24 protein-coding genes and 4 pseudogenes are annotated in these 26,157 nt (G+C 60.4%); 16 read left to right on the top strand and 12 right to left on the bottom strand.

Annotation, left to right across the window (positions count from 1 at the left end):
• The first annotated feature begins 117 nt into the window (after positions 1-117).
• The 3 genes from AC07O1_RS02440 (at position 118) to cueR (ending at position 3,524) form a co-directional block, all read left to right on the top strand.
• Positions 118-501, top strand: a complete 384-nt coding sequence (locus AC07O1_RS02440; protein WP_494993547.1) for a hypothetical protein — start codon at positions 118-120, stop codon at positions 499-501.
• 216 nt (positions 502-717) lie between these two features.
• The gene (locus AC07O1_RS02435; RefSeq protein WP_495087813.1) at positions 718-3,114 is read left to right on the top strand and encodes a heavy metal translocating P-type ATPase; all 2,397 of its coding nucleotides are present in this window, start codon (positions 718-720) and stop codon (positions 3,112-3,114) included.
• Entirely contained in the window at positions 3,111-3,524 is a 414-nt protein-coding gene (cueR, locus tag AC07O1_RS02430; protein WP_495011292.1) for a Cu(I)-responsive transcriptional regulator, read from the top strand. Before AC07O1_RS02435 ends, cueR begins: the two co-directional genes overlap by 4 nt.
• Before the next feature lie 170 nt (positions 3,525-3,694).
• On the opposite strand, the gene AC07O1_RS02425 is transcribed toward cueR, so the two are convergent.
• A complete protein-coding gene (locus tag AC07O1_RS02425) occupies positions 3,695-4,588 on the bottom strand; it encodes a PA4780 family RIO1-like protein kinase (protein ID WP_495087812.1) in 894 nt (297 codons plus the stop codon).
• A 210-nt stretch (positions 4,589-4,798) separates the two neighbouring features.
• Here AC07O1_RS02425 and AC07O1_RS02420 point away from each other — a divergent pair, with 210 nt between their 5' ends.
• The 3 genes and pseudogenes from AC07O1_RS02420 to AC07O1_RS02410 all read left to right on the top strand — a co-directional run bounded on the left by AC07O1_RS02420 (position 4,799) and on the right by AC07O1_RS02410 (position 7,023).
• The gene (locus tag AC07O1_RS02420) at positions 4,799-5,080 is read left to right on the top strand and encodes a hypothetical protein (protein ID WP_495087811.1); all 282 of its coding nucleotides are present in this window, start codon (positions 4,799-4,801) and stop codon (positions 5,078-5,080) included.
• A pseudogene (locus AC07O1_RS02415) lies at positions 5,077-6,165 on the top strand (cache domain-containing protein); the annotation flags it as partial. The gene AC07O1_RS02420 and the pseudogene AC07O1_RS02415, both read left to right, overlap by 4 nt.
• Before the next feature lie 90 nt (positions 6,166-6,255).
• Positions 6,256-7,023, top strand: coding sequence for a methyl-accepting chemotaxis protein (locus AC07O1_RS02410; RefSeq protein ID WP_494993631.1), 768 nt, complete (start codon positions 6,256-6,258; stop codon positions 7,021-7,023).
• 133 nt (positions 7,024-7,156) lie between these two features.
• Here the strand turns inward: AC07O1_RS02410 and AC07O1_RS02405 are convergent, their stop codons facing one another.
• Complete coding sequence (locus AC07O1_RS02405; protein ID WP_495087810.1) at positions 7,157-7,948, bottom strand: AraC family transcriptional regulator; 792 nt, start codon at positions 7,946-7,948, stop codon at positions 7,157-7,159.
• An 83-nt stretch (positions 7,949-8,031) separates the two neighbouring features.
• Between AC07O1_RS02405 and AC07O1_RS02400 the strand changes: the two genes are divergently transcribed.
• Entirely contained in the window at positions 8,032-9,060 is a 1,029-nt protein-coding gene (locus AC07O1_RS02400) for a bile acid:sodium symporter family protein (protein WP_495087809.1), read from the top strand.
• On the opposite strand, the gene AC07O1_RS02395 is transcribed toward AC07O1_RS02400, so the two are convergent.
• Entirely contained in the window at positions 9,047-10,324 is a 1,278-nt protein-coding gene (locus tag AC07O1_RS02395; protein ID WP_495087808.1) for an acetyl-CoA C-acetyltransferase, read from the bottom strand. The two genes, AC07O1_RS02400 and AC07O1_RS02395, sit on opposite strands and share 14 nt — an antisense overlap.
• Before the next feature lie 123 nt (positions 10,325-10,447).
• Between AC07O1_RS02395 and AC07O1_RS02390 the strand changes: the two genes are divergently transcribed.
• Together AC07O1_RS02390 and AC07O1_RS02385 are read left to right on the top strand one after the other, a co-directional pair.
• Entirely contained in the window at positions 10,448-11,800 is a 1,353-nt protein-coding gene (locus AC07O1_RS02390) for a 3-oxoacyl-ACP reductase (protein ID WP_495087807.1), read from the top strand.
• A gap of 2 nt (positions 11,801-11,802) precedes the next feature.
• Entirely contained in the window at positions 11,803-12,657 is an 855-nt protein-coding gene (locus tag AC07O1_RS02385) for a MaoC family dehydratase (RefSeq protein ID WP_495087806.1), read from the top strand.
• A gap of 9 nt (positions 12,658-12,666) precedes the next feature.
• Here AC07O1_RS02385 and AC07O1_RS02380 read toward each other — a convergent pair whose 3' ends face one another.
• The gene (locus AC07O1_RS02380; RefSeq protein WP_494993538.1) at positions 12,667-13,116 is read right to left on the bottom strand and encodes a DMT family transporter; all 450 of its coding nucleotides are present in this window, start codon (positions 13,114-13,116) and stop codon (positions 12,667-12,669) included.
• A 54-nt stretch (positions 13,117-13,170) separates the two neighbouring features.
• Positions 13,171-13,299, bottom strand: a pseudogene (locus tag AC07O1_RS02375) (response regulator); the annotation flags it as partial.
• Between the two features lie 215 nt (positions 13,300-13,514).
• Here AC07O1_RS02375 and AC07O1_RS02370 point away from each other — a divergent pair.
• The 4 genes and pseudogenes from AC07O1_RS02370 to AC07O1_RS02355 form a co-directional block, all read left to right on the top strand.
• A pseudogene (locus AC07O1_RS02370) lies at positions 13,515-13,883 on the top strand (SAF domain-containing protein); the annotation flags it as partial.
• Positions 13,884-14,143: 260 nt separating this feature from the next.
• Complete coding sequence (locus tag AC07O1_RS02365; protein WP_495011343.1) at positions 14,144-15,322, top strand: type II and III secretion system protein family protein; 1,179 nt, start codon at positions 14,144-14,146, stop codon at positions 15,320-15,322.
• A gap of 120 nt (positions 15,323-15,442) precedes the next feature.
• Positions 15,443-16,165, top strand: a complete 723-nt coding sequence (locus tag AC07O1_RS02360; protein ID WP_495087805.1) for a tetratricopeptide repeat protein — start codon at positions 15,443-15,445, stop codon at positions 16,163-16,165.
• Between the two features lie 18 nt (positions 16,166-16,183).
• Positions 16,184-16,450, top strand: a complete 267-nt coding sequence (locus AC07O1_RS02355) for a DUF3613 domain-containing protein (protein ID WP_494993629.1) — start codon at positions 16,184-16,186, stop codon at positions 16,448-16,450.
• Positions 16,451-16,542: 92 nt separating this feature from the next.
• Here AC07O1_RS02355 and AC07O1_RS02350 read toward each other — a convergent pair.
• Positions 16,543-16,863: pseudogene (locus tag AC07O1_RS02350) on the bottom strand (response regulator); the annotation flags it as partial.
• Between the two features lie 130 nt (positions 16,864-16,993).
• Positions 16,994-17,464: a prepilin peptidase gene (locus tag AC07O1_RS02345; RefSeq protein WP_495011285.1), complete on the bottom strand. Its 471-nt coding sequence runs from the start codon at positions 17,462-17,464 to the stop codon at positions 16,994-16,996.
• 75 nt (positions 17,465-17,539) lie between these two features.
• Here AC07O1_RS02345 and AC07O1_RS02340 point away from each other — a divergent pair, with 75 nt between their 5' ends.
• Both AC07O1_RS02340 and AC07O1_RS02335 read left to right on the top strand, forming a co-directional pair.
• The gene (locus AC07O1_RS02340; RefSeq protein ID WP_495087804.1) at positions 17,540-17,809 is read left to right on the top strand and encodes a TadE/TadG family type IV pilus assembly protein; all 270 of its coding nucleotides are present in this window, start codon (positions 17,540-17,542) and stop codon (positions 17,807-17,809) included.
• Complete coding sequence (locus tag AC07O1_RS02335) at positions 17,806-20,559, top strand: ATP-binding protein (RefSeq protein WP_495087803.1); 2,754 nt, start codon at positions 17,806-17,808, stop codon at positions 20,557-20,559. The genes AC07O1_RS02340 and AC07O1_RS02335 overlap by 4 nt, the downstream gene beginning before the upstream one ends.
• A 182-nt stretch (positions 20,560-20,741) precedes the next feature.
• Here the strand turns inward: AC07O1_RS02335 and AC07O1_RS02330 are convergent, their stop codons facing one another.
• From AC07O1_RS02330 to pbpC, 5 genes are all read right to left on the bottom strand, one after another.
• Complete coding sequence (locus tag AC07O1_RS02330; RefSeq protein ID WP_495087802.1) at positions 20,742-21,302, bottom strand: DUF4136 domain-containing protein; 561 nt, start codon at positions 21,300-21,302, stop codon at positions 20,742-20,744.
• A gap of 41 nt (positions 21,303-21,343) precedes the next feature.
• Positions 21,344-21,955: a DUF4136 domain-containing protein gene (locus tag AC07O1_RS02325; RefSeq protein ID WP_495087801.1), complete on the bottom strand. Its 612-nt coding sequence runs from the start codon at positions 21,953-21,955 to the stop codon at positions 21,344-21,346.
• Between the two features lie 24 nt (positions 21,956-21,979).
• Positions 21,980-22,729 carry a methyltransferase gene (locus AC07O1_RS02320; protein WP_495087800.1) on the bottom strand — a complete coding sequence of 250 codons (750 nt, stop codon included), beginning with the start codon at positions 22,727-22,729 and terminating at the stop codon, positions 21,980-21,982.
• Positions 22,729-23,031, bottom strand: a complete 303-nt coding sequence (locus AC07O1_RS02315) for a MazG-like family protein (RefSeq protein ID WP_494993529.1) — start codon at positions 23,029-23,031, stop codon at positions 22,729-22,731. Before AC07O1_RS02315 ends, AC07O1_RS02320 begins: the two co-directional genes overlap by 1 nt.
• A gap of 150 nt (positions 23,032-23,181) precedes the next feature.
• A complete protein-coding gene (gene pbpC, locus AC07O1_RS02310; RefSeq protein WP_495087799.1) occupies positions 23,182-25,503 on the bottom strand; it encodes a peptidoglycan glycosyltransferase PbpC in 2,322 nt (773 codons plus the stop codon).
• A 243-nt stretch (positions 25,504-25,746) separates the two neighbouring features.
• Here pbpC and AC07O1_RS02305 point away from each other — a divergent pair, with 243 nt between their 5' ends.
• Entirely contained in the window at positions 25,747-26,040 is a 294-nt protein-coding gene (locus tag AC07O1_RS02305; protein WP_495087798.1) for a hypothetical protein, read from the top strand.
• The last annotated feature ends 117 nt before the right edge of the window (positions 26,041-26,157 follow it).

Here is a 26,157-nt window from a genome sequence, read left to right as displayed (position 1 = left end):
ATCCTCGACCTTGCCACGATGGCAAGGTCAAGTTCTGAAGTGATCTGCCGGGCTGGCAATCGGCGCCCTGCTCGGCCAAGCTGCGTCATCAATGAAACGACAGTAGGAGATTCAGCCATGCGCTGGTCAGCCTTTAGCCTATTCAGCCTCCTCAGCCTTTTCGGTGTCGCGCAAACGACCAGCGCCGCCGGAACAGATTACGGCGTGTTGATTATTTCCCGCGAACGCCTGGAAGTCGCGACCTCGTGCGAGATCGGCGTGTACATACAGGATCAGTTATCTGCGCGATTGTTCCAGGAGCAGAGCACTTCATTCAATTTGCCACCGGGCAACGTTTCACTACGACTCAAGTTGCTGCCGGGCCAGGCGCCGGGCTGCAACCCCGGGATGCTGGCTTCGGGGCCGCAGAACATCACCCTCAAGGCGGGCGACATTGTCAAATTCCGCATCGCCATGACCCAGGCAGGCATGTACCTGAAACAGGCGTCGCTGGAGTATTAATCACCGCCCTGTAGGAGCGAGCTTGCTCCGGGCGGCGTTCCGACGATGAACTTGACGCGTTTCTTCAATGAGTACGCGTTATCGTTAACGTCCATCGCGAGCAATCGAGCGTCGACCGGCTGCTCCTACAGTTATTCTGCGTCCGCAAATTGGCGCTTGACCTTGCCAGCATGGCAAGGTTGATCCTGTAGGTAATTTCTACAGGGAGTACTGCCCATGCCCGAATCAACCACCTTCGATCTGCCGATTGCCGGCATGACCTGCGCCAGTTGTGCCGGGCGTGTGGAACGCGCCTTGAGCAAGGTCATCGGTGCCAGCGCCGTCAGCGTCAACCTGGCCACTGAACAGGCTCGCGTCCAGGCGCCGAGCGACAGCCTCCCGGCCTTGATGGAAGCTGTGCAGCTGGCTGGTTACAGCGTTCCGGCCCAGAGCCTGGAATTGAGCATCGGCGGCATGACATGCGCCTCCTGCGTCGGGCGAGTCGAGCGAGCATTGGGCAAAGTCGCCGGGGTAAAGAGCGTCAGCGTCAACCTGGCCAATGAACGTGCCCACCTCGAACTGCTTGGCCAGATCAATCCCGCGACCTTGATCACGGCCGTCAGCAACGCCGGTTACTCCGCCAGCCTGTGGCAAAGCGAACAATCGACTTTCACCGATCAGGAACAGCGTTTGCATCGCGAACGCCGGGCCTTGTTGCTCGCAATCATCCTGGCACTCCCGCTGGTGTTGCCGATGCTGGTGCAACCCTTCGGTCTGCACTGGATGCTCCCCGCCTGGGCGCAATTTGCCTTGGCGACACCGGTGCAGTTCATCTTCGGTGCGCGCTTTTATATCGCCGCCTGGAAGGCCGTTCGGGCCGGCGCCGGGAACATGGACTTGCTGGTGGCGCTGGGCACTAGCGCCGGTTATGGCCTGAGTCTTTATGAATGGGCCACTGCCACCGCCGGCAGCATGCCGCACCTGTATTTCGAAGCGTCGGCAGTGGTCATCGCTCTGGTGCTGCTTGGCAAATACCTGGAAAGCCGCGCAAAACGCCAGACCGCCAGCGCCATCCGCGCCCTTGAAGCCTTGCGTCCGGAGCGGGCGACTCAAGTCATCGACGGCCGCGAACAGGACGTCGCCATCAGCGACTTGCGCCTCCATGATCTGGTCATGGTCAAACCCGGCGAGCGTTTCCCGGTGGATGGCGAAGTGCTCGAAGGTCAGAGCCATGCCGATGAGGCGCTGATCAGCGGCGAAAGCCTGCCAGTACCGAAACAGCCCGGCGACAAAGTCACCGGTGGCGCAATCAATGGAGAAGGTCGTCTGTTGGTGCGCACCCTGGCACTCGGCGCGGAAACCGTGCTGGCGCGAATCATTCGTCTGGTGGAAGACGCCCAGGCCGCTAAGGCGCCGATCCAGAAACTGGTGGATAAAGTCAGCCAGGTGTTCGTGCCCGTCGTACTATTGCTGGCCCTGGCAACGCTAATTGGCTGGTGGATGTATGGCGCACCGCTAGAGATTGCCGTCATCAATGCGGTGGCGGTATTGGTCATCGCCTGCCCTTGCGCGCTGGGCCTGGCAACGCCGACGGCGATCATGGCCGGGACCGGCGTTGCAGCCCGCCACGGCATTCTGATCAAAGACGCCGAAGCACTGGAACGCGCCCATGAAGTCAGTGCGGTGGTCTTCGACAAGACCGGCACATTGACTTGCGGCACGCCACGAATCGCCCACCTCAGTGCCATCGACGGTGACGAAGGCACACTCTTGCAACTGGCCGGTGCGCTGCAACGCGGTAGTGAACACCCATTGGCCAAAGCCGTGCTGGACGCCTGCGCCGAGCGTAATTTGCCCGTGGCCAATGTCAGCGCCAGCCAGTCCCTGACCGGACGCGGTATCGCCGGCACCCTTGACGGCCGAAAACTGGCACTGGGCAACCGTCGCCTGCTGGAGGAAAGCGGTTTGAACGCCGGAATGCTGAAAGAATCCGCTCAAGCATGGGAAATCGAAGGCCGGACCTTGTCCTGGCTAATCGAACAAAGCCCGCAACCTCGTGTGCTCGGCCTGTTCGCGTTTGGCGATACCCTCAAGCCCGGAGCCCTGCAAGCCGTGCAAGCGCTCAACGCCCGCGATATCAGCAGCCACCTGCTGACAGGCGATAACCGTGGCAGCGCCCGGGTCGTCGCCCAAGCGCTGGGGATTCGCGACGTACACGCCGAAGTGCTGCCAGCCGATAAAGCCGCCACCGTCGCCGATCTCAGAAAGACGGGCGTGGTGGCCATGGTCGGAGACGGCATCAACGACGCCCCGGCCCTCGCGGCGGCCGATATCGGCATCGCCATGGGCGGCGGCACCGATGTCGCCATGCATGCTGCCGGGATCACCTTGATGCACGGCGATCCGCGGCTGGTGCCGGCGGCGCTGGAGATCAGCCGCAAGACCTACGCGAAGATTCGCCAGAACCTGTTCTGGGCCTTCGTCTATAACCTGATCGGGATCCCGCTGGCGGCGTTCGGTCTGCTCAATCCGGTACTGGCTGGCGCCGCCATGGCATTGTCCAGCGTCAGCGTAGTGAGCAATGCGCTACTGTTGAAAACCTGGAAACCCAACGACCTGGAGGACGCTGAATGAACATCGGCCAAGCAGCCCGTCAGAGCGGCCTGAGCGCGAAGATGATCCGTTATTACGAGTCGACCGGCCTGCTCAAAGCGGCCCATCGCACCGACAGCGGCTACCGCGTGTACGGTGACGTCGACCTGCACACGCTGGCATTTATCAAACGTTCACGGGATTTGGGGTTCTCGCTGGAAGAGGTCGGCAAGCTGCTGACCCTGTGGCAGGATCGGCAGCGGGCCAGCGCCGACGTCAAGGCGCTGGCTCGTCAGCATATCGAGGAGCTGAACCTGAAGATCCGCGAACTTGGGCAGTTACGCGACACGTTGCAAGACCTGGTCGAACACTGTCACGGCGACCATCGACCCGACTGCCCGATCCTCAAGGAGCTGGCCTCGGGTGGATGTTGTGAAAAGGGTGTTGCCTGATCTGATCCACGCAAACCTGTAGGAGCAGAGCTTGCTCGCGATGAACGATAACGCGGTATTCCAGATAGACCACATCGCCCTTATCGCGGGCAAGTCGGATCGCCGCACCGCTCGCTCCTACAGGATCAACACTCACAAAAAATCCGGCCGAGGCCGGATTTTTTACCCAATCACTGCATCCAGGGTGGAGGCGGCTCTTCGGTTTTGCCCGGTGGCGCATCGTCAGCGGCGCGCACCGCTTGCCGACGCTCTTCATCGAACCGTGCGGCTTCGATCTCGCGCATGATGCCGCCGACGTCCGCCAGCTCCTCCGGTTCGTCGAACTCGCCGGTCAACACGCTGGCCGGATGCAAGGCGCCGGCTTCATACAAGGCCCACATTTCCTTGGCATACCTGGTGCCTTTCAACTGCGGAGCAAAACGCCCGAAGTAGGACGCCATGTTGCCGACATCCCGCTCCAGCATGCTGAACGCATGGTTGTTGCCCGCCGCGTCCACTGCTTGCGGCAGATCGATGATCACAGGACCCGTCGGCGTCAGCAGCACGTTGAACTCGGACAGGTCGCCGTGCACCAGACCGGTACACAACATCAGCACGATCTGCTGAATCAGGAAAGCGTGATACTCAAGCGCCTGATCCGGTTCCAGCACCACATCGTTCAAACGTGGCGCCGCGTCACCGTACTCATCGGCGATCAGCTCCATCAGCAGCACGCCTTCAAGGAAGTCGAACGGCTTGGGAACCCGCACGCCGGCACTGGCCAGACGGAACAATGCAGCCACTTCGGCGTTCTGCCAGGCGTCTTCGGTTTCTTTACGACCGAACTTGGAGCCCTTGGCCATCGCTCGAGCCTGCCGGCTGTTGCGCACCTTGCGACCTTCCTGGTACTCGGCGGCCTGACGAAAACTTCGTTTATTCGCCTCCTTGTAAACCTTGGCGCAACGTAACTCGTTACCGCAGCGCACCACATAAACAGCTGCTTCTTTACCACTCATGAGTGGGCGCAGCACCTCGTCGACCAGACCGTCCTCGATCAGGGGTTCAATGCGTTTGGGAGTCTTCATCAGCTTTTATTGTGGGTCCTTTATTACCAAACACGCGAATGTCACTCGTTATACGGCAATCCTCTCACAGCGGGGAGGGGTTGCCGACCTATGAACACCTCAGATGCACTCAATGTGCCAGATTAATCAGCCAAACCTGCCGATATCGATCGACCGCCCCGAATCATAGCCGAGTGTTCTGCTCTTGTTAGCGGCCCGATAGGAGGGCATTTGCGACACAAGCTGAGACCGGGTCACCAGGCCAGTGCAGGATTTTTTTTTGAAGAGCCTCAATTTTCTCTCCATTCAGCCGAAGTCATCAGAGACAAACCTATTTTGTCTGACAATCAGAATAAAGACGCCAGCGTACCGCACTGGATCTCCTTGATGGAGGCCGCGCACGTCGCAGGATGCAAGAGACTGCAAAAAACACCGCAAGGCTTTACGGCTGCCGTTAATCCGCGAGGCATCAGCACTTCGTGGGCTTATAAGAAAAATCTGGAGCGCGGATGAACATCAAACAAAAACTGACGTGGGCGTTTGCAATCATCGCCTGCTTGCCGGTCGTACTGGTCGCCACCCTGGTGGTGCTGAACCTGCGCAGCGATGCGAAAGACGCTTTCGTCGACGGCAGCGGCCGTGAGATTCGTCAGGTCAGCAACGCCATGCAAATATTTTTCGATAGCATCAGCCAGAACGTCAACTATCTGGCCAACCAGCCGCTGATCAAAAACAGCGATGACAGCCTCAAAACCTACATCAGCGCCAACGCGGCGGACATTCCCCAAGGGGAGATGGACAAACAGATTTTTACCCTGCTCGAGAGCATAGGCACCAGCCATCCGTCTTACGCCTATGCGATCGTGGGCACCAGTGCTGGCGGTTACGTCTCCTGGCCTGACGAAGCGAAGCTGAACAACTACGACCCGCGTCAGCGCCCCTGGTACAAGGCCGCCATGGCCAATCCGGGCAAACCGTTTCGCACAGAAGCTTATTACTATGCCGCCGACGACACGACCTACGTCAGTACCGTGCGCACCATCGGCAACAAGTTGGGCGCCACGGGCGGCGTGGTAAGTATCGACGTGACGCTCAAACAGCTCACCGAAATCGTCAAACAGATCAAGCTTGGCGATACCGGTTACCTGATGCTGATGGAAAACACCGGCACGGTGCTGGTCGATCCCAAGCAACCGGAGCACAACTTTAAAGCCCTGAGCAGCCTGGGTGATGGTTATGCGCAACTGGCCAAGGCCGGCAAAGGCCTGGTGGAAGTCGAACTGAACGGCGAGCACTACATGGCCAACGTTTGGCCATCGGAACAGCTGGGCTGGACCTTTATCGGCCTGATCAAACAGACCGAAGTGATGAGTTCGGCGACCCAGCTGACCTGGTTGATCGCAATCATCGCCACGGTGTTGGCGGTGATCTTCGCCGTGGTCGGTGCGAGTTTCGCCAGCCTGATCGTGCGGCCGATCCGCAGCGTTGCCAGCGGTCTGGAAGGGATCGCCCAGGGTGAAGGCGACCTGACGCAGAACCTGCAGATCCGTGGCAGCGATGAAACCGCGCAACTGGCCAACTGGTTCAATCAGTTCCTGGCAGCGATCCGTAACCTGATCCAGAACATCGGCCAGGCAGCGAACAAGATCCTCGCCACCTCCAAGAGCTCGACCCAGGTCTCCAGCGACATGGCCGAAGCCGCCGGACGCCAGCGCGAAGCAGTGGACATGGTGTCCACCGCGTTCCACGAAATGGTCGCCACCGCCAACGAAGTCGCGCGCTCTTGCAGCCAGGCCGCCGAATCGGCCGACAGTGGTCAGCGCCAGGCCCGCGAAGGTCAGCAACAGATCGATGCCGCGGTCAGCAGCGTCGATCAGCTGAGCCAGGAGATCGAGCAGTCAGCGCAGTCGATGCAGCAACTGGAGCGCGACAGCAATGACATCCAGTCGATTCTCGGCACCATCCGCTCCATCGCCGAGCAAACCAACCTGCTGGCCTTGAACGCGGCCATCGAAGCCGCCCGCGCGGGTGAGCAAGGTCGCGGTTTTGCCGTGGTTGCCGATGAAGTGCGAGCCCTGGCCAAGCGTACCGCCGACTCGACTGCCGAGATCGACGGCCTGCTGGGCAATCTGGCCAAGCGCACCAGTCAGGTCACGCAGCAGATGCACGCCAGCCTTGAAGTGTCGCAACAGTCCGTCAGCCGCATCGGGCTCGCGCGTAGCAGTTTCGGGCAGATCCGTGAGTCGGTGGACGTGATCCGCGACATGAACACCCAGATCGCTACGGCTGCCGAGGAGCAGCACCAGGTCGCTGAAGACATCAACCGCCACATCAGCCAGATCCATGGCGATGCGCAGCTGGTGGCCGAACTGGCCAACTCGGCGCAACTGGATTCCCGGAGCCTGGCAGGGTTGTCCAATGAGCTGGATGTTTTGGTGAGAAGGTTCCGCACGTAAGAGCCTGATCGTTCCCACGCTCTGCGTGGGAATGCCTCCGGTGACGCTCCGCGTCACGCTTCAAAAGCGCCGCTGGAGCGTCCATCGCTACACTCCCACGCAGAGCGTGGGAGTGATCGCTCTTTTAGCGCTTTCACTGTTTGAACAATTCTCCCGGGGTACATCCGAACAACCCCTTGAACGCCGCAATAAACGCCGAGGTCGAGTCATAGCCACACGACAGCGCGGCAGCGGTCACGCTGTCGCCCTCCTCCAATGCGCGCAATGACGACAACAAGCGCATACGCTGACGCCAGCTGCGGAAACTCAGACCCGTCTCGCGCTGAAATAGCCGCATCAAGGTTTTCTCCGATGTCCCCAGATGCTCAGCCCACTCCTGCAAAGTGACGCTTTGCTCAGGGCTGGCGATCAACTCGTTGCACAGCCCAAGCAGGCGTGGATGGCGTGGCAGCGGCAAGGAGAAGCCGACCTCAGGCAAGCTCGCCAACTGGTCCATCAGCACCTGCACCAGGCGCGCTTCGCGGGTATTGCCCTGTGGATAATCCACCGGCAATTGGCAAAAACTCTTGATCAACTCCCGCGCCAGCGACGTCACTTCCAGCACCCGGCAACGCTCAGGGGCCCATACGCAATCTTCGCGGCGCACATAGAGGCTGCGCATTTCCGCGCGCATCGAGGTCACCACTTGATGCTCCAGGTCGGCCGGAATCCAGATCCCCCACTGTGGCGGCGCAAAGAAGCTGCCCTCGGCGGTATGCACGCCAAGTACGCCACTGATCGCGTAGGAAAACTGCACCCAGTCGTGGCGATGAGCAGGCGTCCATGAGCCGGCGCTGAGACTTTCAGCCCGCGCATACAGTGGACGCGGCAATGCCGTCAGGGCAGGAATTTGCCGTTCGAGTCCACGTTGTCCGTTAGTCGGCATTGATTGGCCTTATGTCGCAAGACGGCTTGTTGCACCGACGTTAGGCTAAGTCATCAATTCTTACAATCCTATCGGTGCCGGATATGCATGCCTTCAAACACCTCAAACGCGTGGTCACCGACTGGTTCTTGTGCGGCATGCTGGTGGCGACCTTGCTGTCGTACCTGTTCCCACGCTTCGGCGCTTCGGGCGGATCGATGCATGCCGAATGGGTGATCAACATTGGTGTGTTTCTGGTGTTCTTTCTGCATGGGGTCAACCTGTCCAGCGAACAGATCAGCCATGGTCTGAAGAACTGGCGTCTGCACATCATGGTGCAGAGTTTCACCTTCGTGGTGTTTCCGCTGATCTGGCTGCTCAGCGACAAACTGCTGGGTTCCCATTTCCCGTCGCTGTTGATGCTCGGTTTTCTCTACTTGTGCGCCCTGCCCTCGACGATCTCCTCCTCTGTGGCCCTGACCGGCAGCGCCGGCGGCAACGTGCCTGCGGCGATTCTCAATGCCAGCCTGTCCAGTGTGCTGGGGATCTTCCTCACGCCGTTGCTGGTGAGTTTGGTGATGGGCAGCGGCGCGGGCGGAATCGACCTGGGCTCGACCTTGCTCGACCTCTGCGCAATGTTGCTGCTGCCGCTGGTGCTCGGCCAGTTGCTACGGCCGTTCTTCGGCAAGTTTTTCGCCCGACACAAGCGCTACACCAACATCGTCGACAAGCTGGTGATCCTGTTGCTGGTCTACGCCGCGTTCTGCAACTCGATGGTCTCCGGCATGTGGCAGCAGCAGGGTAACTCGGTCATTCTCAGCGCCTTGATTGGCAGCGCGATATTGCTGGCAGCTATCCTCTGGATGACGACTCGCACCGCCCGCGCCTTGAAGTTCAGTCCGGCCGACGAGATCGCCGCGGTGTTCTGCTCCAGCAAAAAGTCTCTGGCCGCCGGCGCACCGATGGCCGCGCTGATCTTCGGCGCCAACCCGGGGCTGGGGCTGATCCTGTTGCCGATCATGATCTATCACCCCTTGCAGTTGATCGTCTGCTCGGTGATGGCCGAGAGTTACGCCAACCGCAATCGGTTGATCGCCGAGCAGCAAGGCGCAGCTGTGCTCAGCGCTCAATGATTGCAGTGACACCCTGACCGCCAGCGGCGCAGATCGAGATCAAGCCTCGACCCTGCCCCGCCGCGTCCAGCAACTTGGCCAGACTCGCAACGATCCGCCCGCCCGTGGCCGCAAACGGATGTCCGGCGGCCAGAGAGCTGCCTTTGACGTTTAGCCGACTGCGGTCAATGGAGCCCAGCGGCGCGTCCAGGCCGAGACGGGTTTTGCAATACACCGGATCGTCCCAAGCCTTGAGGGTGCACAGCACTTGCGCGGCAAAGGCTTCGTGGATTTCGTAGTAATCGAAGTCCCGCAGCGTCAGACCGTTACGCGCCAGCAAGCGCGGCACCGCATACACCGGCGCCATCAACAGGCCTTCCGCACCTTTGACGAAATCCACCGCAGCCGCTTCGCCGTCGCGCAGATACGCGAGGATCGGTAAGCCGCGCTCCTTGGCCCATGCCTCACTGCCCAGCAACAACAGCGACGCACCATCGGTCAGCGGCGTCGAATTGCCCGCCGTCAACGTACCCTTTTCACTGCGCTCGAACACCGGTTTGAGCGACGTGAGCTTTTCCAGGGTCAGGTCAGGGCGCAGGTTGTTATCACGGGTCAGGCCAAGGAACGGCGTCATCAAATCGTTTTGCCAGCCTTCAGCGTAGGCGGCAGCCATTTTCTGATGGCTTTCAAGCGCCAGCTGATCCTGTTCGGCACGGGGAATGCTCCAGGCCTGCGCCATCAACTCGCAATGCTCCCCCATGGACAAGCCGGTGCGCGGTTCGCCATTTCGTGGCAATTCAGGCTTCAGGTGATGGGGCCGCAGTTGCAGCAGGGCTTTGAGCTTTTCGACGGTGGTTTTGCTGCGATTGACCTGCAACAGAATCTTGCGCAACCCCTCATTCACCCCGATCGGCGCATCCGAGGTTGTGTCGACCCCGCCAGCGATGCCGCATTCGATCTGCCCCAGGGCGATTTTGTTCGCCACCAGCAGCGCCGCTTCAAGGCCTGTACCGCAGGCTTGTTGAATGTCGTAGGCCGGGGTGGTCGGTGACAGTCGCGAGCCAAGCACGCATTCGCGGGTCAGGTTGAAATCCCGCGAATGCTTGAGTACCGCGCCAGCAACCACTTCGCCCAGGCGCAGGCCGTGCAGGTTATAGCGTTCGATCAACCCTTCGAGCGCCGCCGTCAGCATCGCCTGGTTACTCGCCGTGGCATAAGGACCATTGGAGCGGGCGAAGGGGATACGGTTACCGCCGATAATCGCGACGCGGCGCGGCTGAGTCATGAAAAGCTCCCTATCCTGTGAGTGGTGCACGCTTGTACAAGCGTAGGTTGTATCTCGTTTAATCGAACGACTGATGACCATCAATGGTCCACAGTTTGAACCCCAGCAGCTGGAGGGCGTTCCATGTCTGATCGCTATATCGACTTCGCCAACTCGGCAATCGGCCGCCGCCTGGTCGGTGCCCTTGGCCTGCCGTCACCGGGACGTCTGGAGCGCTGGCAGGCCGGGCGCCTGCGACCCGTCGAAGGCGCGTTGCTGATTGGCGGTGGCCCGCTGGCGCAGAACATCAGCGCGTTCGCCAACAAGCTGACCGATGCTATTTACAGCTACGGCCCCGAGCCGCTGGTGGCGCCTGCCTGGATTCCCGGTCACGGCCCCAGACTCAAAGCCGTGGTGTTCGATGCCAGCGCCATTACCCGGACCGATCAACTCAAGCAATTGCGCGAATTCTTCCAGCCGCTGCTGAGGAACCTCGACAACAGCCCTCACGTGGTAATTCTCGGACGCGCACCGCACACCCTGAGCGACCCGTTCGCCGCCAGCGCCCAGCGGGCGCTGGAAGGTTTCAGTCGCTCATTGGCCAAGGAATTGCGCAACGGCGGCACCTTGCAGTTGTTGCATGTGGGCGAAGGCGCCGAAGAGCAGCTTGAAGGTGCACTGCGGTTTTTCCTTTCGCCCAAAAGCGCCTACGTGTCCGGGCAAGTGTTGCGCCTGAGTGCCTGCGACACCCAGGTGCAGGACTGGAGCCGCCCCCTGGCCGGGCGCAAAGCCCTGGTCACTGGCGCTGCACGCGGTATCGGAGCAGCGATTGCCGAGACTCTGGCCCGAGATGGCGCCGACGTCATCCTGCTTGACGTGCCGCCGGCCAAATCCGATCTCGATGCCCTCGCCGCTCGCTTGGGCGGGCGCGGTATCGCGCTGGATATCTGCGCAGAGGATGCCGGTACGCAACTGATCGAACAGCTGCCGGACGGCATTGATATCGTGGTGCACAACGCCGGGATTACCCGCGACAAGACCCTGGCCAACATGACCCCGGATTTCTGGGACGCGGTGCTCGCCGTCAACCTCAACGCGCCGCAAGTACTAACCCAGGCGCTACTGGACAGCGGCACCCTGTGCGATAACGGTCGAGTGATTCTATTGGCCTCCATCAGCGGCATTGCCGGCAACCGCGGGCAAACCAACTATGCCGCGAGCAAGGCCGGGCTGATCGGCCTCGCCCAGGCCTGGGCGCCGCTGCTGCGGGAGCGCGGCATCAGCATCAACGCGGTAGCGCCGGGCTTTATCGAAACACAGATGACTGCACATATTCCGTTCGCTCTGCGCGAAGCCGGGCGGCGCATGAATTCTCTGGGCCAGGGTGGTTTGCCCCAGGACGTCGCCGAAGCTGTGGCCTGGCTCAGCCAGCCGGGTAGTGGCGCAGTCACCGGGCAAGCCTTGCGCGTCTGTGGGCAAAACGTATTGGGAGCATAATCATGGCAGTGGACTGGCACGCACTCAACAGAGCCCCCAACCTGACCGAGCTATACGTTCGGGCAGCCACGCGGCGCAAGATCACCGGCAGCACACTGCCCGAGTATGGCTTGCGCTGCTGGGTCGATGTCGACCCAAAACGGCTGGCGGCCTATCGCAAAGTCTGCGGTTTTACCGAGAACGGCTTGCTACCGCCGACCTATCCCCATGTGCTGGCGTTCGCCTTGCAGATGCAACTGCTCACCGCCAGTGACTTCCCTTTCCCGCTGCTGGGGCTGATTCATCTGGCCAATCGCATCCGCGTGTTAAGACCCATGGGCGGTGTCGGCAGTGTGCGAGTGAGTGTTCATCTGAAAAACCTGCAACCTCACGCCAAAGGTGCGGTGTTCGACCTGATCACCACGCTTGAAGATCCGCTCGGTCCGCTGTGGGAAGCCGAAAGCCGCATGCTGTGCAGAGGCGTCGAGTTGCCGGGCGAACCGCTCGAAGAAACGCAATCAGCGCCCACGGCCTTGAGCGAATTGACGCGCTGGTGGGCTCCCGCCAACATCGGCCGTCGGTACGCCAGGGTCTCCGGCGATTACAACCCGATTCACCTGAGCGCCGTCAGCGCCAAAATGTTCGGATTCCCCAAAGCCATCGCCCACGGATTGTGGAACAAGGCGCGCACCCTGGCAGCACTCAGCGAGCGTTTGCCCGCGGCCAATGTAGAAATTGCGGTGGAGTTCAAAAAACCGGTGCGCTTGCCCGGCGAGGTCACATTACTGAGCAGCGCAGCGGGCTCCAGTGGGGATTTGCGATTGATGGGTGTCGGGGATCTGGAGCACATGCTCGGCAGTTGGCGGCCAATTGCCTGAGGCTGCGACTCAACCACGCCGGATCATGAACACCCCGGCCAGGATCAGCACCAGCCCGGCAACCTTGCCGACGCTGATCGGCGCTTCGCGAAAACCGGCCCAGCCGAAATGGTCCAGCGCCAGGGCCATGCCCAACTGACCGGCCAGTACCAGCGCCATGAACAACATGGCGCCGATTCGCGGGCCGGCAAACGCGGCTGTGGTGATAAAGAAAGCGCCGAGCAGCCCCCCGCTCCAGTGCCACCAGGTCAGGCTTTTCAGCGCGTTCAACGTCGGTACTTCACGTTGAACCATGACCAGAATCAGCAGCGCCACGGCCCCGACAAAAAATGAAATCAATGCCGCAGCCAGAACGCTGGACACCTGCTTGGCCAGTTGGCCATTGATCCCCGCCTGCAGCGGAAGAAAAGCGCCGGCAATAAAGGGCAGGCAAAGCAGCCACCAGACAGGGGCGGGCATAGTGTTCTCCAGCGGGGAAATTGGGACCGCAGTATAAGGTAATCCCTCTTGTTAAATGATCGGCATACCGCTTTCTTCCGGCATGCGCAGGTCGGCGATGACCAGCGCGATATCCGGATTGCGGGTCAAGTGTTGCAGGGCAAGTTTGACCGAGGTCGCGGTGAAGCAACTGCAAGAACGGATTAATCACAAACTATTAACCAGGAGGATCACGCCAAAAGTCCGTCGTTTTTAAAGAATTACAGACGTCTTTGAGTTATTTCTTTCTGGCTAATGGCATTTTGGCTTGTCTGCGCTACCTTCAAATAGCAAATAGATACATGTTCATAGCTGCCTGATTGCGAAACTGACCGTCTGGAAATACAGACTGGTAATACGGCAGGAAAGGGAGAGCCGTGATGAACAGTCGCATCACCATGGGCCTGGCCGGATTACTTTTAGCAGGGGCCATTTTTGTTGGTTATTGGGGGCTCGTACTCAGCCACCAACCAGTGCTGGTAGCCGAACCAATGGTCCAGAGCTCCGCCCCCGTCGCACTGGAAAAAGCCGTTGCCACGGCCGAAGACCAGCCCCGTCAACCGGTCGTAGTGCTGGTCCACGACGTACCTCCGTTCGTCCCGATCAGCGCCGCTGACCTTGCTCTGGAAAAACTTCGCAGTGCACCTGCTGGCAGCCTGAGCAGTATCGATCAGGCTGTTGGTCGTGCGCCTTGGCGGCACCTGAGTGCCGGTGCCTGGTTCAGTGATGACAGCTTCGAGGCCGGTGGCCCGCCAGCCCTTTCCTGGGCAGGCGAAAGCGACTCCCCGGCCAACCTCTACACCGTCAATAGTCACTTGTTCCAATTCACCCAACTGGCCCTCGGTGCGGTGTCCAAAGGGCTGGCTAGAAACAATACTGTGGCTACGCTACACACAGCCATAGAGATTATTCGCGGTAACCAGGCCTCCTGACAAACCCCTTGATAAAGCAGGGAAGAACATACATGCGCAAACATTCCGTGCCAGAGTTCAAACGTGTGATCTGGGCCATGATGCTGGCCGGACTACCTATCGATATGGCGCTAGCCGCCTCCAGCAACTGCCCCGCATTAGACCGATTACCAGCAGCGATTGAAGTCGGCGAGGGCCTCCAGCGAGAGATACCATCACCTGTGGCGATCACTCGCTTGGCGGTGGGCGATCCGAAAGTCGCTGACGTGCACCTCAATGGCAACAACGCTTTTCTGCTCACGGGTATGGCCCCGGGCGCAACCAGCCTGATGGTCTGGACCGCGTGCTCCAGTGCTCCTCGTCAGAGCATGATATTCGTTCAGGGCAAAGCCAGCGCCTCCCTGACCAGCAGTTCGTTAGCACCGTCCGAAGACCCGACGCTGCCCATCCAGGTGCAGACCGACATCCGCTTTGTCGAGGTCAGCCGCACCAAGCTCAAGGAAGCCACGACCTCGATTTTCGGTACCCGTGGCAACTTCCTGTTCGGCGCACCGAAAACCCTGCCGACGATTAACGGAGTCGTCACCGCCACCGCACCAGTGGATAACGCTCAGTTCAACTTCAACTGGATCGGCGGCAAAACCCTGGTAGCGATCAACGCATTGGAGGGCAGCGGTTTTGCCTACACCCTGGCACGTCCGAGCCTGGTGGCCCTCAGTGGCCAGAGTGCAAGCTTCCTCGCCGGCGGCGAGATTCCGATTCCGGTGCCCAGCTCCGGCAGCGACAGCGTGTTCATCGAATACAAGGAATTCGGCATCCGCCTGAGCTTGACGCCGACGATCGTCGGCCGCAACCGCATTGCCCTGAAGGTGGCGCCGGAAGTCAGTGAACTCGACTTCACCAACGCCGTGACCATCGCCGGTACCGTGGTGCCAGCACTGACGGTGCGACGTACCGACACCAGCGTTTCCCTGGCCGATGGCGAAAGCTTCGTGATCAGCGGCTTGATCAGTACCCGCAATAATTCTCAGGTCAACAAGTTTCCCGGCCTGGGTGATATTCCAATCCTCGGGGCTTTTTTCCGCGACTCGAAGATCAATCGCGAAGAGCGCGAACTGCTGATGATCGTCACCCCGCACCTGGTTCAGCCGCTGGCGGCCAATGCGCAACTGCCGTCGCTGCCCGGCGAGCAACTGCGCAATTACGACCCGAATTTTTACCGCATGTACTTCCTGGAAAACGGCGACTTCGACAAGAAAATGGGACTCTCGCAATGAACCAAAGCCTGAGTCAGACCTTCCTTGCGATCACTCGCAACAGTACTTACTTTGAGGCGCTACTGGGGCAAGTGATCAGCGCCGACATCGCCCGTGCATTTGCTTACTAGAGGGATCCTGATGAAAGCAATGATTGCTGTACTAAGCCTGCTGATGCTGGGCGGCTGCGCCACCAACGGTCAGGGCTCCTGGTCGAGCCTTTCCCCACCCGGCCCCTGTGCCAAATTGAACTCCGATCAGGAACTGTCGCTGAACCTGGCCGACGACATGATCAATGATGGCAAGCTGCACGCCGGCCTGGCCAACCTGCAAAATCTGCCCGATGACCTCAACCAGGTGCGCTTGCGCAAAGCCAGGATTTACCGCTTGCTGGGCCAAAATGAAGCCGAGCCGCTGTACCGCAGCCTGCTCGGCACCTGCCTGTCAGCCGAAGCTGAACATGGCCTGGGCCAGCTGGCCGCGGCCAAAGGTGACAACGACCAGGCCCTGGAACATATGTCGCGTGCCGCGCGACTCTCGCCCACTGACGAGAAAATCCGCAACGACCTGGGCGTGGTCTACCTCAACCAACTGCGGATCAACGAAGCACGCTTTGAGTTCCTCACCGCCATTGAGCTCAAGCAGACAGATCAATTGGCGGCAGTGAATCTGGTGTCCTTGCTACTCTATCAAGACAACTGGAGACAAGCTTCCGAGGTGGTCAGCCGCGCCGGCCTGAGCCCTGAACAATTCACCAATGCCAAGGCGCGCGCCGAGAAGCTCAAAACCCTGATCAAAGGCAAACCGGCCGTAGGCGATCAAGTCGTTACCGCCAGCGATCCACAACAACCGAGTATCAAGTAAGCACCAAGAGAGGCCATGATGAAACTGAATATCCTCTGCTATGCGGGCCTGCTGAGCCTGCCGTTGACCGCCCTGGCCATGGATGCCGGGCCCGCCTCGGCGCAGCAACAGGGAACCGAAGTCTGGCTGCAGCTGCAAGGCCGCAACACAGTGGCATCGTCAATACCGCAAATCGCAACGCCCGCCGAGCGTGAGCTGAGCATGCAGCGCTGGCTGAAAAGCTATCAACATGAAATTCCTGCCCTCTATGAGCAGAAAATGGCCGGGAGGGTGAAATCCAATTAGTAGAGGCGAGATCTTCGTTCAATGACAGGCCGCCATCACGCCCTGAGCCTTTCCGTCAACACGGCTTTGCTGTGTCCGGCTCGCTGATCAAAGGCGGCCCCGGCGCGTTGCGCCTTGATCACATGCTGCTTATCGGCATGCCCGGTGAGCATGATCGCCTCGAACGCTCGCTGTTTGCCGGCGATGCGTTGCAGCTCCTGCACCAACTCAATGCCGTCCAGCTCGGGCAAGTGCAAATCACACAGCACCAGGCCTATTTCAGCGTCCTCACTGAACCGTTCGATGGCGTGTCTGCCGGATTTACAGGGGACACAGCGATAACCGCTGTTTTCGAGAAGTTCGCAGAATTCTTCCACGACCGGCGGCTGATCGTCGACCACAAGCACTTTTACCGGGGACATTAGCTTGTTCACGCGCGACTCCATGTCTGGCAGCCGAAGACTGACTGACCTTTCCTGTACCTGCAGCGTCGGGCTGTTCAGGTACTGAATTGAAAATAGACTACTTTGCGACTATGTACAGGCCACTAGTAGCTCAGGGCTATTAATGAATCCAGGCGACAGCCAGGAGCATGCCGACAAAAACGAAGGGCGCAAAGGGTTGTTGTCTGGACTCTTTCGGATCGAGGTACTGCAAGCGGGTTCTCAGTTTTTTACTGATATGCGGCCAGAGCCTGGGAGCAATCAGCAGCCAGATGACACTGACGATGCCCGCGCCAATGAAGGTTCCCAACAGATGCAGGTTGTCGGTCGCCAGCCCCAACGCAGCCATCAGCTTCACATCAGCCGCCTCCAGACGCCCTGACACGTAGCCGGGCAACGTGAAGGCCAACGCCAGCAAGAATGCCCAGACACCCTGCTCCGCACGGGCGCCTAGCCACGTGGTGTCGTTCCACAGCAAATACACCAGCGCCACGACCGTCGCGCCAAGGGTCAAGCCATTGGCAATTTGGCGGTGCTGAATGTCCTGCACAGCGCAGAGAGCCAGCCAGATAAATAGGATAAAGCTCTGCATCAGGTAAAAAGCGTCCCTTTTGGCTGAATGATTCTATGCTGGTATGACGTAATACTTGTCAGGGTAGACGCACTGATGACGCTAAGCCTCCTCAGAAAGCAAAAAGGTGCCGTGGCGATTGAATTCGCTTTGGTGTTTGTCATTTTCTTCGCGGTGTTTTATGGCTTGGTCAGTTACAGCCTGCCGCTGCTGTTGATGCAATCGTTCAACGAGGTGTTGACCGTCAGCGTGAACTATCCAACCATTAAATTAAATCAGGTCCTGCCGTTTCTGCTGCTACCCGGCGTGGGAACAGTCCCCGATCTGCCGGTGACACTCCGCGCGAAGTCGAGTTTGCAGTTTTGAATTCGGGGGAAAGACTCTTCGGGCGCTTGCTCGGACGCCAGCCCCCGCTCACTGCCCAGACGCCGGGCAGCGTCACCGCGCGCAGTGTCGGGCTGCACCTGTACCTGGACCATGAGGGCCGCGTGCTGCAGATGACCGGACCCTTGCACCATGCTCTGGTCCAGCAAACACCCGGTAATCAGTCGCCGCGTCTGCTCGATTTCCTGTTGCCCCACAGCGCGCTTGTGGTCGACGGCACGCCCGCCGATTGGCAGGGACAGACCCTCGACCTGGACTTCCTGAGCCTCACCGGACAAAGCCTGCATCTGCGCGGTTGGGTCCAGCCCACAGCGGACGGCTGGCTGCTGCAGTTACTTGATATCGGCGACTTGCTCCACGAGCGGCAGCTGTCCCAAAGCCGTGAGCAATGCCAAGTGTTTGCCGGACAGATGAGCGAACATCTGTACTTGTGCAGCATGGCGCGGCTGGCGGAGGTCTTGAACGAACAACTGCAAGCGCTTGCCCAGCGCTGGCGCATCCCCTGTATTGCCCTCGCGTTGCTCGACGAACAGGAGCAGGGTTGGCAAATCCATAGCCAGTATGCGGCCCACGATGCCCCGGCGCTATGGCACGCCGGGCAGCTTCTGGGTACCAGCCTGGACAGCTTGAACGGCAATACACCGTTGCGCCTGAGCGTGCGCCAGGGCTTCAGCGAACATCCGCGCTTGCAAAGTGCCTTTGGCAATAGCGATGGGTTTATAGTGCCCTACCGCGATGATCATGGTGTTGCGGCCTGGTTGCTCTGTGGCTTCTACCCGGTGCAAAAGCGCGCCCCGGACCTGAGTGAGCGTGACTGGTTGCTGCTGACCGCTTCGCTGGCCGGGCCGTTGTTGAGCCGCTTGCGCGAACAGCATCACCATCAGCAACTGGAGCGACTGGAAACCCTGCAAGGATTACTCGGCACCGGTTGGTGGGAGCTTTATGCGCACAGTGGCGAGGTACAACTGGCGCCACAACTGGCCCTCAACCTGCATCTGAAACCAGACACTGCCCGGCTGCCCCTGGACGCGTGGTTGGCCCTGATTCATCCCGCCGACCGCCAGGAGCTGAGCAGCCGCTTGCAGGACCTGCAACAACACGGCAAAGCCTTGTTGCTGTGTGTACGCCTGCACCGGTCAGACGCCGCGCAAAACCCGATCTGGTATCGCCTTCAAGGCCAGGCACTGGGAGTGGGCGAACCTCGGCGGGTGGTCGGTTTCATGCTCGACATCAGCGATATCAAGACCCAGGAACGGCAAGCCGAAGCCGCCCATGCGCGGCTGGATAACCTGATCGCCAGCTCGCCTGCGGTGATCTACGTGCAGCGTTATGTCGAAGGTGCGTTGCAACCGACGTTTTTCAGCGACAGTTTGCTGCCGCTGCTCGGCTGGAACCTGGTCGATTGTCTCAATGGTGCACTGGTAGACCGGGTTCATCCCGAAGATCGCGACCTGTATTTCGAACGCACCCGGCAACTGCTGCGCGAAGGCTCGGTGCGCTGCCGTTATCGCCTGCAAGATAAACACGGCAATTACCACTGGCTGCTGGATGAAGCCAAATTGCTCCGTGATGACCTGGGCCTGCCGGTGGAGGCCGTCGGACTGTGGCTGGATATCACCGAGGCGACCCTGGCCGCCGAGCACGTGAAACAGAGCGAAGAGCGCTATCGCATTCTGGTAGAGGACTCGCCAGCGATGATCTGTCGCTATCGCCCGGACCTGACCCTGACCTTCGGCAACCGGCCCCTGGCGAACTATCTGGAATGTCTGCCTGCGCAACTGCCGGGGGTGAATCTGGGCAGTTGGTTGTCTGCCGAACAGCGCGAAGCGTTTGTCCAGCGCATCAGCCGGTTAAGCCCGCAATTCCCGGTGAGCACCGCAGAAATCAGCCTGCAATTGCCTGGGCGCGAACACGCCTGGTGGATCTGGTCGGATCGGGGGGTGTTCGATGAGCAAGGCCGATTGCTGGAGGTTCAAGCCGTGGGCCGTGACAACACCGAAGTCCGTCGCTCCCAACAGCAACTCGCTCAAAGCGCAAAAATGGCCACACTCGGTGAAATGGCCACCGGCCTTGCCCATGAAATCAACCAGCCGTTGCACGTGATGCGCATGGCCATCTTCAATGGGCTCAAACGTTTGAGCCGCGGCGAGGTGCAGATCGACTACCTGCAGGACACACTCAACCGTATCGATGCCCAGGTCCAGCGTGCGGCGCGGGTAGTCGATCATATGCGGGTGTTCGGTCGACGCTCGGAAGTCGAACAGCAACCGTTCAACCCGGCGCAGGCCATAGAAGGCACGCTATCGCTGCTCAGCGAAGGTATGCGCGGCAAAGGCGTCGAACTGCGGGTCAGCGAGATGGCCTTCGAGGTGCAAGTACGCGGTTATGTCGATCAGCTTGAGCAGGTGCTGATCAACCTGATGGTCAACGCCCGCGACGCACTGCTGAGCAAACGCGAGGCTATCCGGGAATTCAAACCCTGGATTGCGGTGTCTGCCCAACGAGATGGCAGTTCAGTGCGCCTATGGGTGGAGGACAACGGCGGCGGAATCGACCCGCGGCTGCTGGAGCGGATTTTCGAACCGTTTTTCACCACCAAACCGGTCGGTGTCGGGACCGGACTCGGGTTGTCAGTGAGTTACGGCATCGTCGAGAACATGGGCGGACGGCTAAGCGCCAGCAATACGGTTGAGGGTGCGCGGTTTTGTATTGAGTTGCCGGTGGTGGGTTAGATCACCCGAATGGGACATCGAGCACTCCTTTGCCGGCGCAGTGCCGAGCGCTTCCTCCATTAGGTAATCCCCGGGGGAGGCGAAGCTCCCTGCAGCAGCTGCCGCAGGCTGCGGCAGCAGGGTATTGCGCAAAACCAATCGCTTAACCGACTGGCATTACCTGGCTTCAGGTGAAAAGGTCCTTACCTCGGCGGATAATTCGCCAAAATCCTGCCCACTGTCACTCGTATAGCGGCGCTGCGGTCTGCAGGCTCCGGCGTACGGCTGAGCATTTGCTCGTCACTGCCTCTCCAGACAAGCTTGCCGTCCTTGCCATCGAGCAGGTCGATCTGAATGGTCGCGACCTTGTAGGTGACATTGCGGGTTTCGTTGTACATCGGCCCGCCCCAATAACCATTCCATGGGCGACCCCAGGCGCTGCCGCCGTAACTGGTGGTCACTTGTTGCTGACGGTTTTCAACAATCAGGTAAGCCTGCACCTTGAGATCGCCCTTGCTACCAGCGGCAGCCGGACGCAGACCACGCTGATCCAATTGATCGCTGATCGCCTGGCGGACGCGCTGCTCGGTCAGGTCACTTTTGATCCGTGGATCATCGGGGCGGTATTGCAGGGCGGGCTCTTTCCAGCTCCAGCTGCGATAGGCGGTGAAGTCGCGGCTGGCATCGAAGTCGTGGTTGACCTGGCTGGAAGCGCAAGCGCCGAGCAACGCAACCAAAGCCAGTAAAACGAGACGGCGGAACATGATTCTTCTCCGGTCGAAGACATGAACCTGACAGGGTGTCGCTAACCAGGAGGATACGCCGAAAGGGCCTTTTCCACAGCTTTGCGCAATGCATCGGCATGCTCGCTGAGACTGCCCTGGCTACTGGCTTCGGCACTGGAGCTCCACACCGGCTGACCGCTGCCGGCGTCAAACAAGTCGACCCGCACGACCATCACTTGCACCTCATACGTGCGCACGACCGGCACCGCGTTGTACATACCGTAGCCATTGCCATAGCGGTTATAACCGCCGTAGCCGTAGTCGTCCTGCACCTGACGCAGTCGTTTCTCCAGATGCACGTCGGCGCTGACCCACAGGTCCGCCGGACGGTTGTCACGCAGCGGGCGCAAACCGCGTTGGTCAAGAGCATTGCTGACCGCTTCAGCAATCTGCGCTGAATCGGCCCAAGCCGAGCCGGCGGGCAAACGCCCGTTGAGCCAGGCCCAGTTGCGATAGCGACCGTAATCCCGTTGCGGCGCCGGGTAGGCGCTGCGGTCGAAGGTATGGGCGGCTTGTGGCGGTGCGGGCGGAATCGGGTTAGAGCTGGCGACATAAGGATTGTTGCCCTGGCAAGCGACCAGGCTCAAGTACAGCGAGCACCACAGCACGACTGATCCAACGCGGCGTTTCATTTCGCTCTCCACTGACGGGACCGCTTAAACCGGACGGCAGATCCAGTGCAAATAACGCCCAAGTCCGGCAAAGCTTGGGTGACGGCGATGAGCCAGCTCCATTTCCAGCAAATCCAGCAATTCGGCGCGTGCCTGGAATTCCACCGGCATATAGTCGTGGAAAACCCGCACCCCGCTCTGACTTTCGACCTGCCACAGACCTTCGAGTTGCACTGCCAATTCACGTGGATCAAGCGGCTGCTGAGGCGTCAGGCTCTGCTTTTCACCGGCCATGTTGTTCTTGCGCATCTTGCGGAAGTGGCCCTTGAGCAAGTTGCGATAAATCAACGCATCACGGTTGTAGAACGCCAGCGATAGCCAGCCTTCCTGGGTCGTAAGCTGATGCAGCACCGGCAGGATCGCGTGGGGCTCGGCCAGCCATTCCAGCACCGCGTGGCAAAGCACCAGGTCGTAAGGTTCGGTGAGCTGGCCGAGCAATTCCTGCCACGGTGCCTGAATGAAGGTCGCGGTTTGACCCGCCTCGGCGAAACGCTGGCGCGCGCCTTCGAGCATCGGCTCGGCAGGCTCGGCCAGTGTCACCTGATGCCCACGCTCGGCCAGCCACAGGGACATGTGACCTAGACCGGCACCGATATCCAGCACCCGCAATGGGCGGTCCGGCAGGGCCTCGGCCAGATCGGCCTGGAGCACCGCGAGGCGAATCGCGCCTTTGGCACCACCGTAGATTTTCTCGGCGAAACGGGTCGCCAACTGATCGAAATGACGGTCGCTCATTAGCTGAATCTCCTTTCGCTGTCTGCCAGCTTGCTGCGCACGACCTGTTCCATGTCCAGCCCCAACTCGCTGCACAACAACAATAGATAAAGCACGATGTCGCCCACTTCCTGACCGGCATGGGCAAGTTTTTCGGCAGGCAACTGCCGCGACTGATCCTCGCTGAGCCACTGGAATATTTCTACCAGTTCAGCCATTTCCACACTGGCGGCCATGGCCAGGTTTTTCGGGCTATGGAATTGGCGCCAGTCGTTACGGTCGCGGATGGAGTGTAGGCGTTCGGTCAGTTCGTCAAGGTTCATCGGGCTCTCCTGAAGGCGTATAGCTTCGGGTGGATGGCGAGTGAAGGCAAGTACCGGGCATTGCAGTCGCTTCGCGACAGATCGCGGGCAAGCTCGCTCCTGCAAGAGCAGCGCATAACCTTTTGGAGCAAGCTTGCTCGCGATGGCGGACTAATCAACAACACTGAATTCGACCTGTGCGGTCTGCCCGCCCTCGTCGAGCACGCTGAGCTGGTAGCGGCCGAGCTGATCAAAGGTCGCGTTGATGCTGTCTTGACTGGCGCTGTCACCCAGCGGTGCGCCATTGATAAACCACCATCGTCGACCGCTGCCGCCCAAGGCCGAAAGCTCCAATCGCAGCAGTTCCTGGCTGGCGGCCGGGCGGCGCAGTTGATCGCCTTCGTGCACGCCGACAATCGACAATGGCGACGCGGCTGACAGCATCGGCCCCGGGCACTCAGGGTCGTTGGCCGGCAAACGCGCTTCGCGACGCTCCACCCTCGGCAACCACGGTTCCAGCGGTGCTGGCCACAACGCAATATCACGAGCCTGCGCCCCTGGGCATTTGACGTCGACCCGCTGGCCCTTGGCGTTAACCCAGATTTTTTCCAGCAAACCGACGCCCAGCGGTTGATCCAGTGCCTGCAAGGTTGGCGGGGTGGTGCCGTCCAGGGTCCAGGCGAAACGCTGGCGCCGGCAATTGGGATCGTTACGGTTCATGGGCTGACCCAATGGCCAACAGATCGCCGCTACCCCGACGTTCATCGGCACCGGTTGCGCCGGCACGGTGATTCCCCGCTGAGTGTCGCGGTTGATCAGCACGTCGTGCACTTGCAGCATCAGTGGCGCTGCCGAGGCCAGACCAAACTGCCCCGGCACCGGGGTGCCGTCCGGGCGGCCGATCCAGGTGCCGATCAAGTACCGTGGGCCGACGCCAATCGCCCAGGCATCGCGAAAACCGTAGCTGGTGCCGGTTTTCCAGGCCAGCACCGGGCGCTGCACCAACTCGGCAAGCGGATCGCGATCCGGCCGCGCCTGACCGCTGAGGATCCGCCGCACGATCCACGCCGAGCCCGGCGACAGCAACGGCCGCTCATACAGCACATCGTCCGGTTGCAAACGAATATTGGCGCTCTTGCCACCACGGGCGAAAGCACTGTAACCACTGACCAGATCCTCCAGACGACTACCAGCCCCGCCCAAAATCAACGCCAGGTTCGGCTCGGCCAACACCGGCAGCGTCAGCGGCACGCCGCCGATGCGCATCCGGGCGGCGAAACGTTTCGGCCCGTAGGCTTCGAGCAGCTGCACCGCGGGCAGATTCAGCGACATCGCAAGCGCGCTACTGGCCGACACCGCACCGCTGAAGCCCATGGAAAAGTTGCCCGGCCGGTAATCGCCGTAACGCCGCGGCACGTCCTGCAGCAGTGATTCGGAATGGATCAGCCCGGCATCCATGGCCATGCCATACAGGAAGGGTTTTAGGGTCGAACCGGGCGAGCGCATGGCGCTGATCATGTCCACATGTCCAAAGCGCCGTGTGTCGTTGATGTCCACCGAGCCAAGGTAGGCGCGCACCGCCATGGTCTCTTCTTCGACCACCAGAATCGCTGCGGACGTATGCTCCGGCAAGCGCGCGCGCCAGCCCAGCAGCAGGTCCTCGAGACGTCGCTGCAAAGTAGCATCCAGGGTGGTGCGGATCAGCGGCGGGCTGTCCGGGCGATTCAACCTTCGCGCCAGCAACGGCGCGAGGCTCGGTTCCAGGCGTGGCGCCAGCAGCAAGGGCTCTTCCAGTGCTTCGTTCACCGCTGATTGCGGCCAGACATGGAACTGCGCCAGCCGCCGCAAGACTTTATCCCGTGCCACTTGGGCTCGCGCCGGGTGACGGTCCGGGCGCAAGCGGCTCGGTGCCTGCGGCAGGACCGCCAGCAGTGCCGCTTCGGCGTGAGTCAGTTGCTGCGGTGACTTGCCAAGGTATGCCCAACTGGCCGCCGCCACGCCTTGCAGCGTACCGCCGAACGGCGCGCGGTTGAGATACAGGCTGAGGATTTGATCCTTGGACAGATGCCATTCCAGTTGCGCGGTGCGCCAGAGTTGCCGCAGCTTGCCGAGCAGCGTGCGCGTGTGCGGATCAAGCTGGCGCGCGACCTGCATCGACAATGTGCTGCCCCCCGACAGCACGCGCCCGCCAGAGAGGTTCTGCCATACGGCGCGCGCCAGCGCCAAGGGATTAACGCCGGGGTGCTGATAAAACCAGCGATCTTCGTAGGTCAGCAGCGCTTGGAGGTAATACGGCGAAACCTGATGGGGCTCCACCGGGTAGCGCCATACGCCATTGGCATCGGCGAACCGCCACAGCGGCGTGCCGTCTTCGGCCAGCACCACACGCGCCAGATCGTCTTGGGGCAAGGGCAACGGCCAGATGCGGTCGGCGAGCCAGAGCAGTGCGATCAACAGCAGTACAGCAACCAGAGCCCTACGCAAAAATCTCATCCAGCGCGGCCCCTGCCGGAGCCTGGGGGGACGCCGGGTTCTTGCTCGCGAAGGTAATTCACCTGACACACCGCGTCGCCGCAATCGCAGGCAAGCCAGCTCCCACAAGGAACGCAGACGCTCAGTAACTAATCGCAAATTCAAACCCGCAAACCTCTATGCTTTAAGGGAACTCGCTATAGCGAATAATGGCCTAAGGCCCGGGCATGGCAATGACGCCAACCCTTTCATCAGGACGCATACATGCAGGTAGAAAGCTTTTCCGAATGGCTCGGCCAGGCACTTGGCTCAGTCATCCGGTTTATCGTCGATGTGCTCAGTGGATTTTTCGATGCATTGACTCACGCCAGCAGCAATTTTATCGATGGATTTTCCCGGGCGCTGGGCATGGACGCCTCGATCATCAGCATCCTCGCGCTGATCATCGGCCTGATGCTGCTGTACTCGGCGATCCGCGCCTTTATGCGGGCCTCGATCATCATGGGGATCATCTGGCTGGTGCTCGGGCTGTGGTTGTTGAGCTGGATTATTCATTGAACCCAAAGAGCAAAATATCGTCCGAACGCGGCCCGAACCTTCGGCAGTTCCTACGCGCTGATCGTTCCCACGCTCCGCGTGGGAATGCCTCACTCGACGCTCTGCGTCCGCTCTTGT

Source organism: Pseudomonas sp. GW821-FHT07G10 (assembly GCF_059418545.1).
Note: the sequence above shows the minus strand (reverse complement) of the source record. Positions and strands in the feature narration are given on the sequence as shown.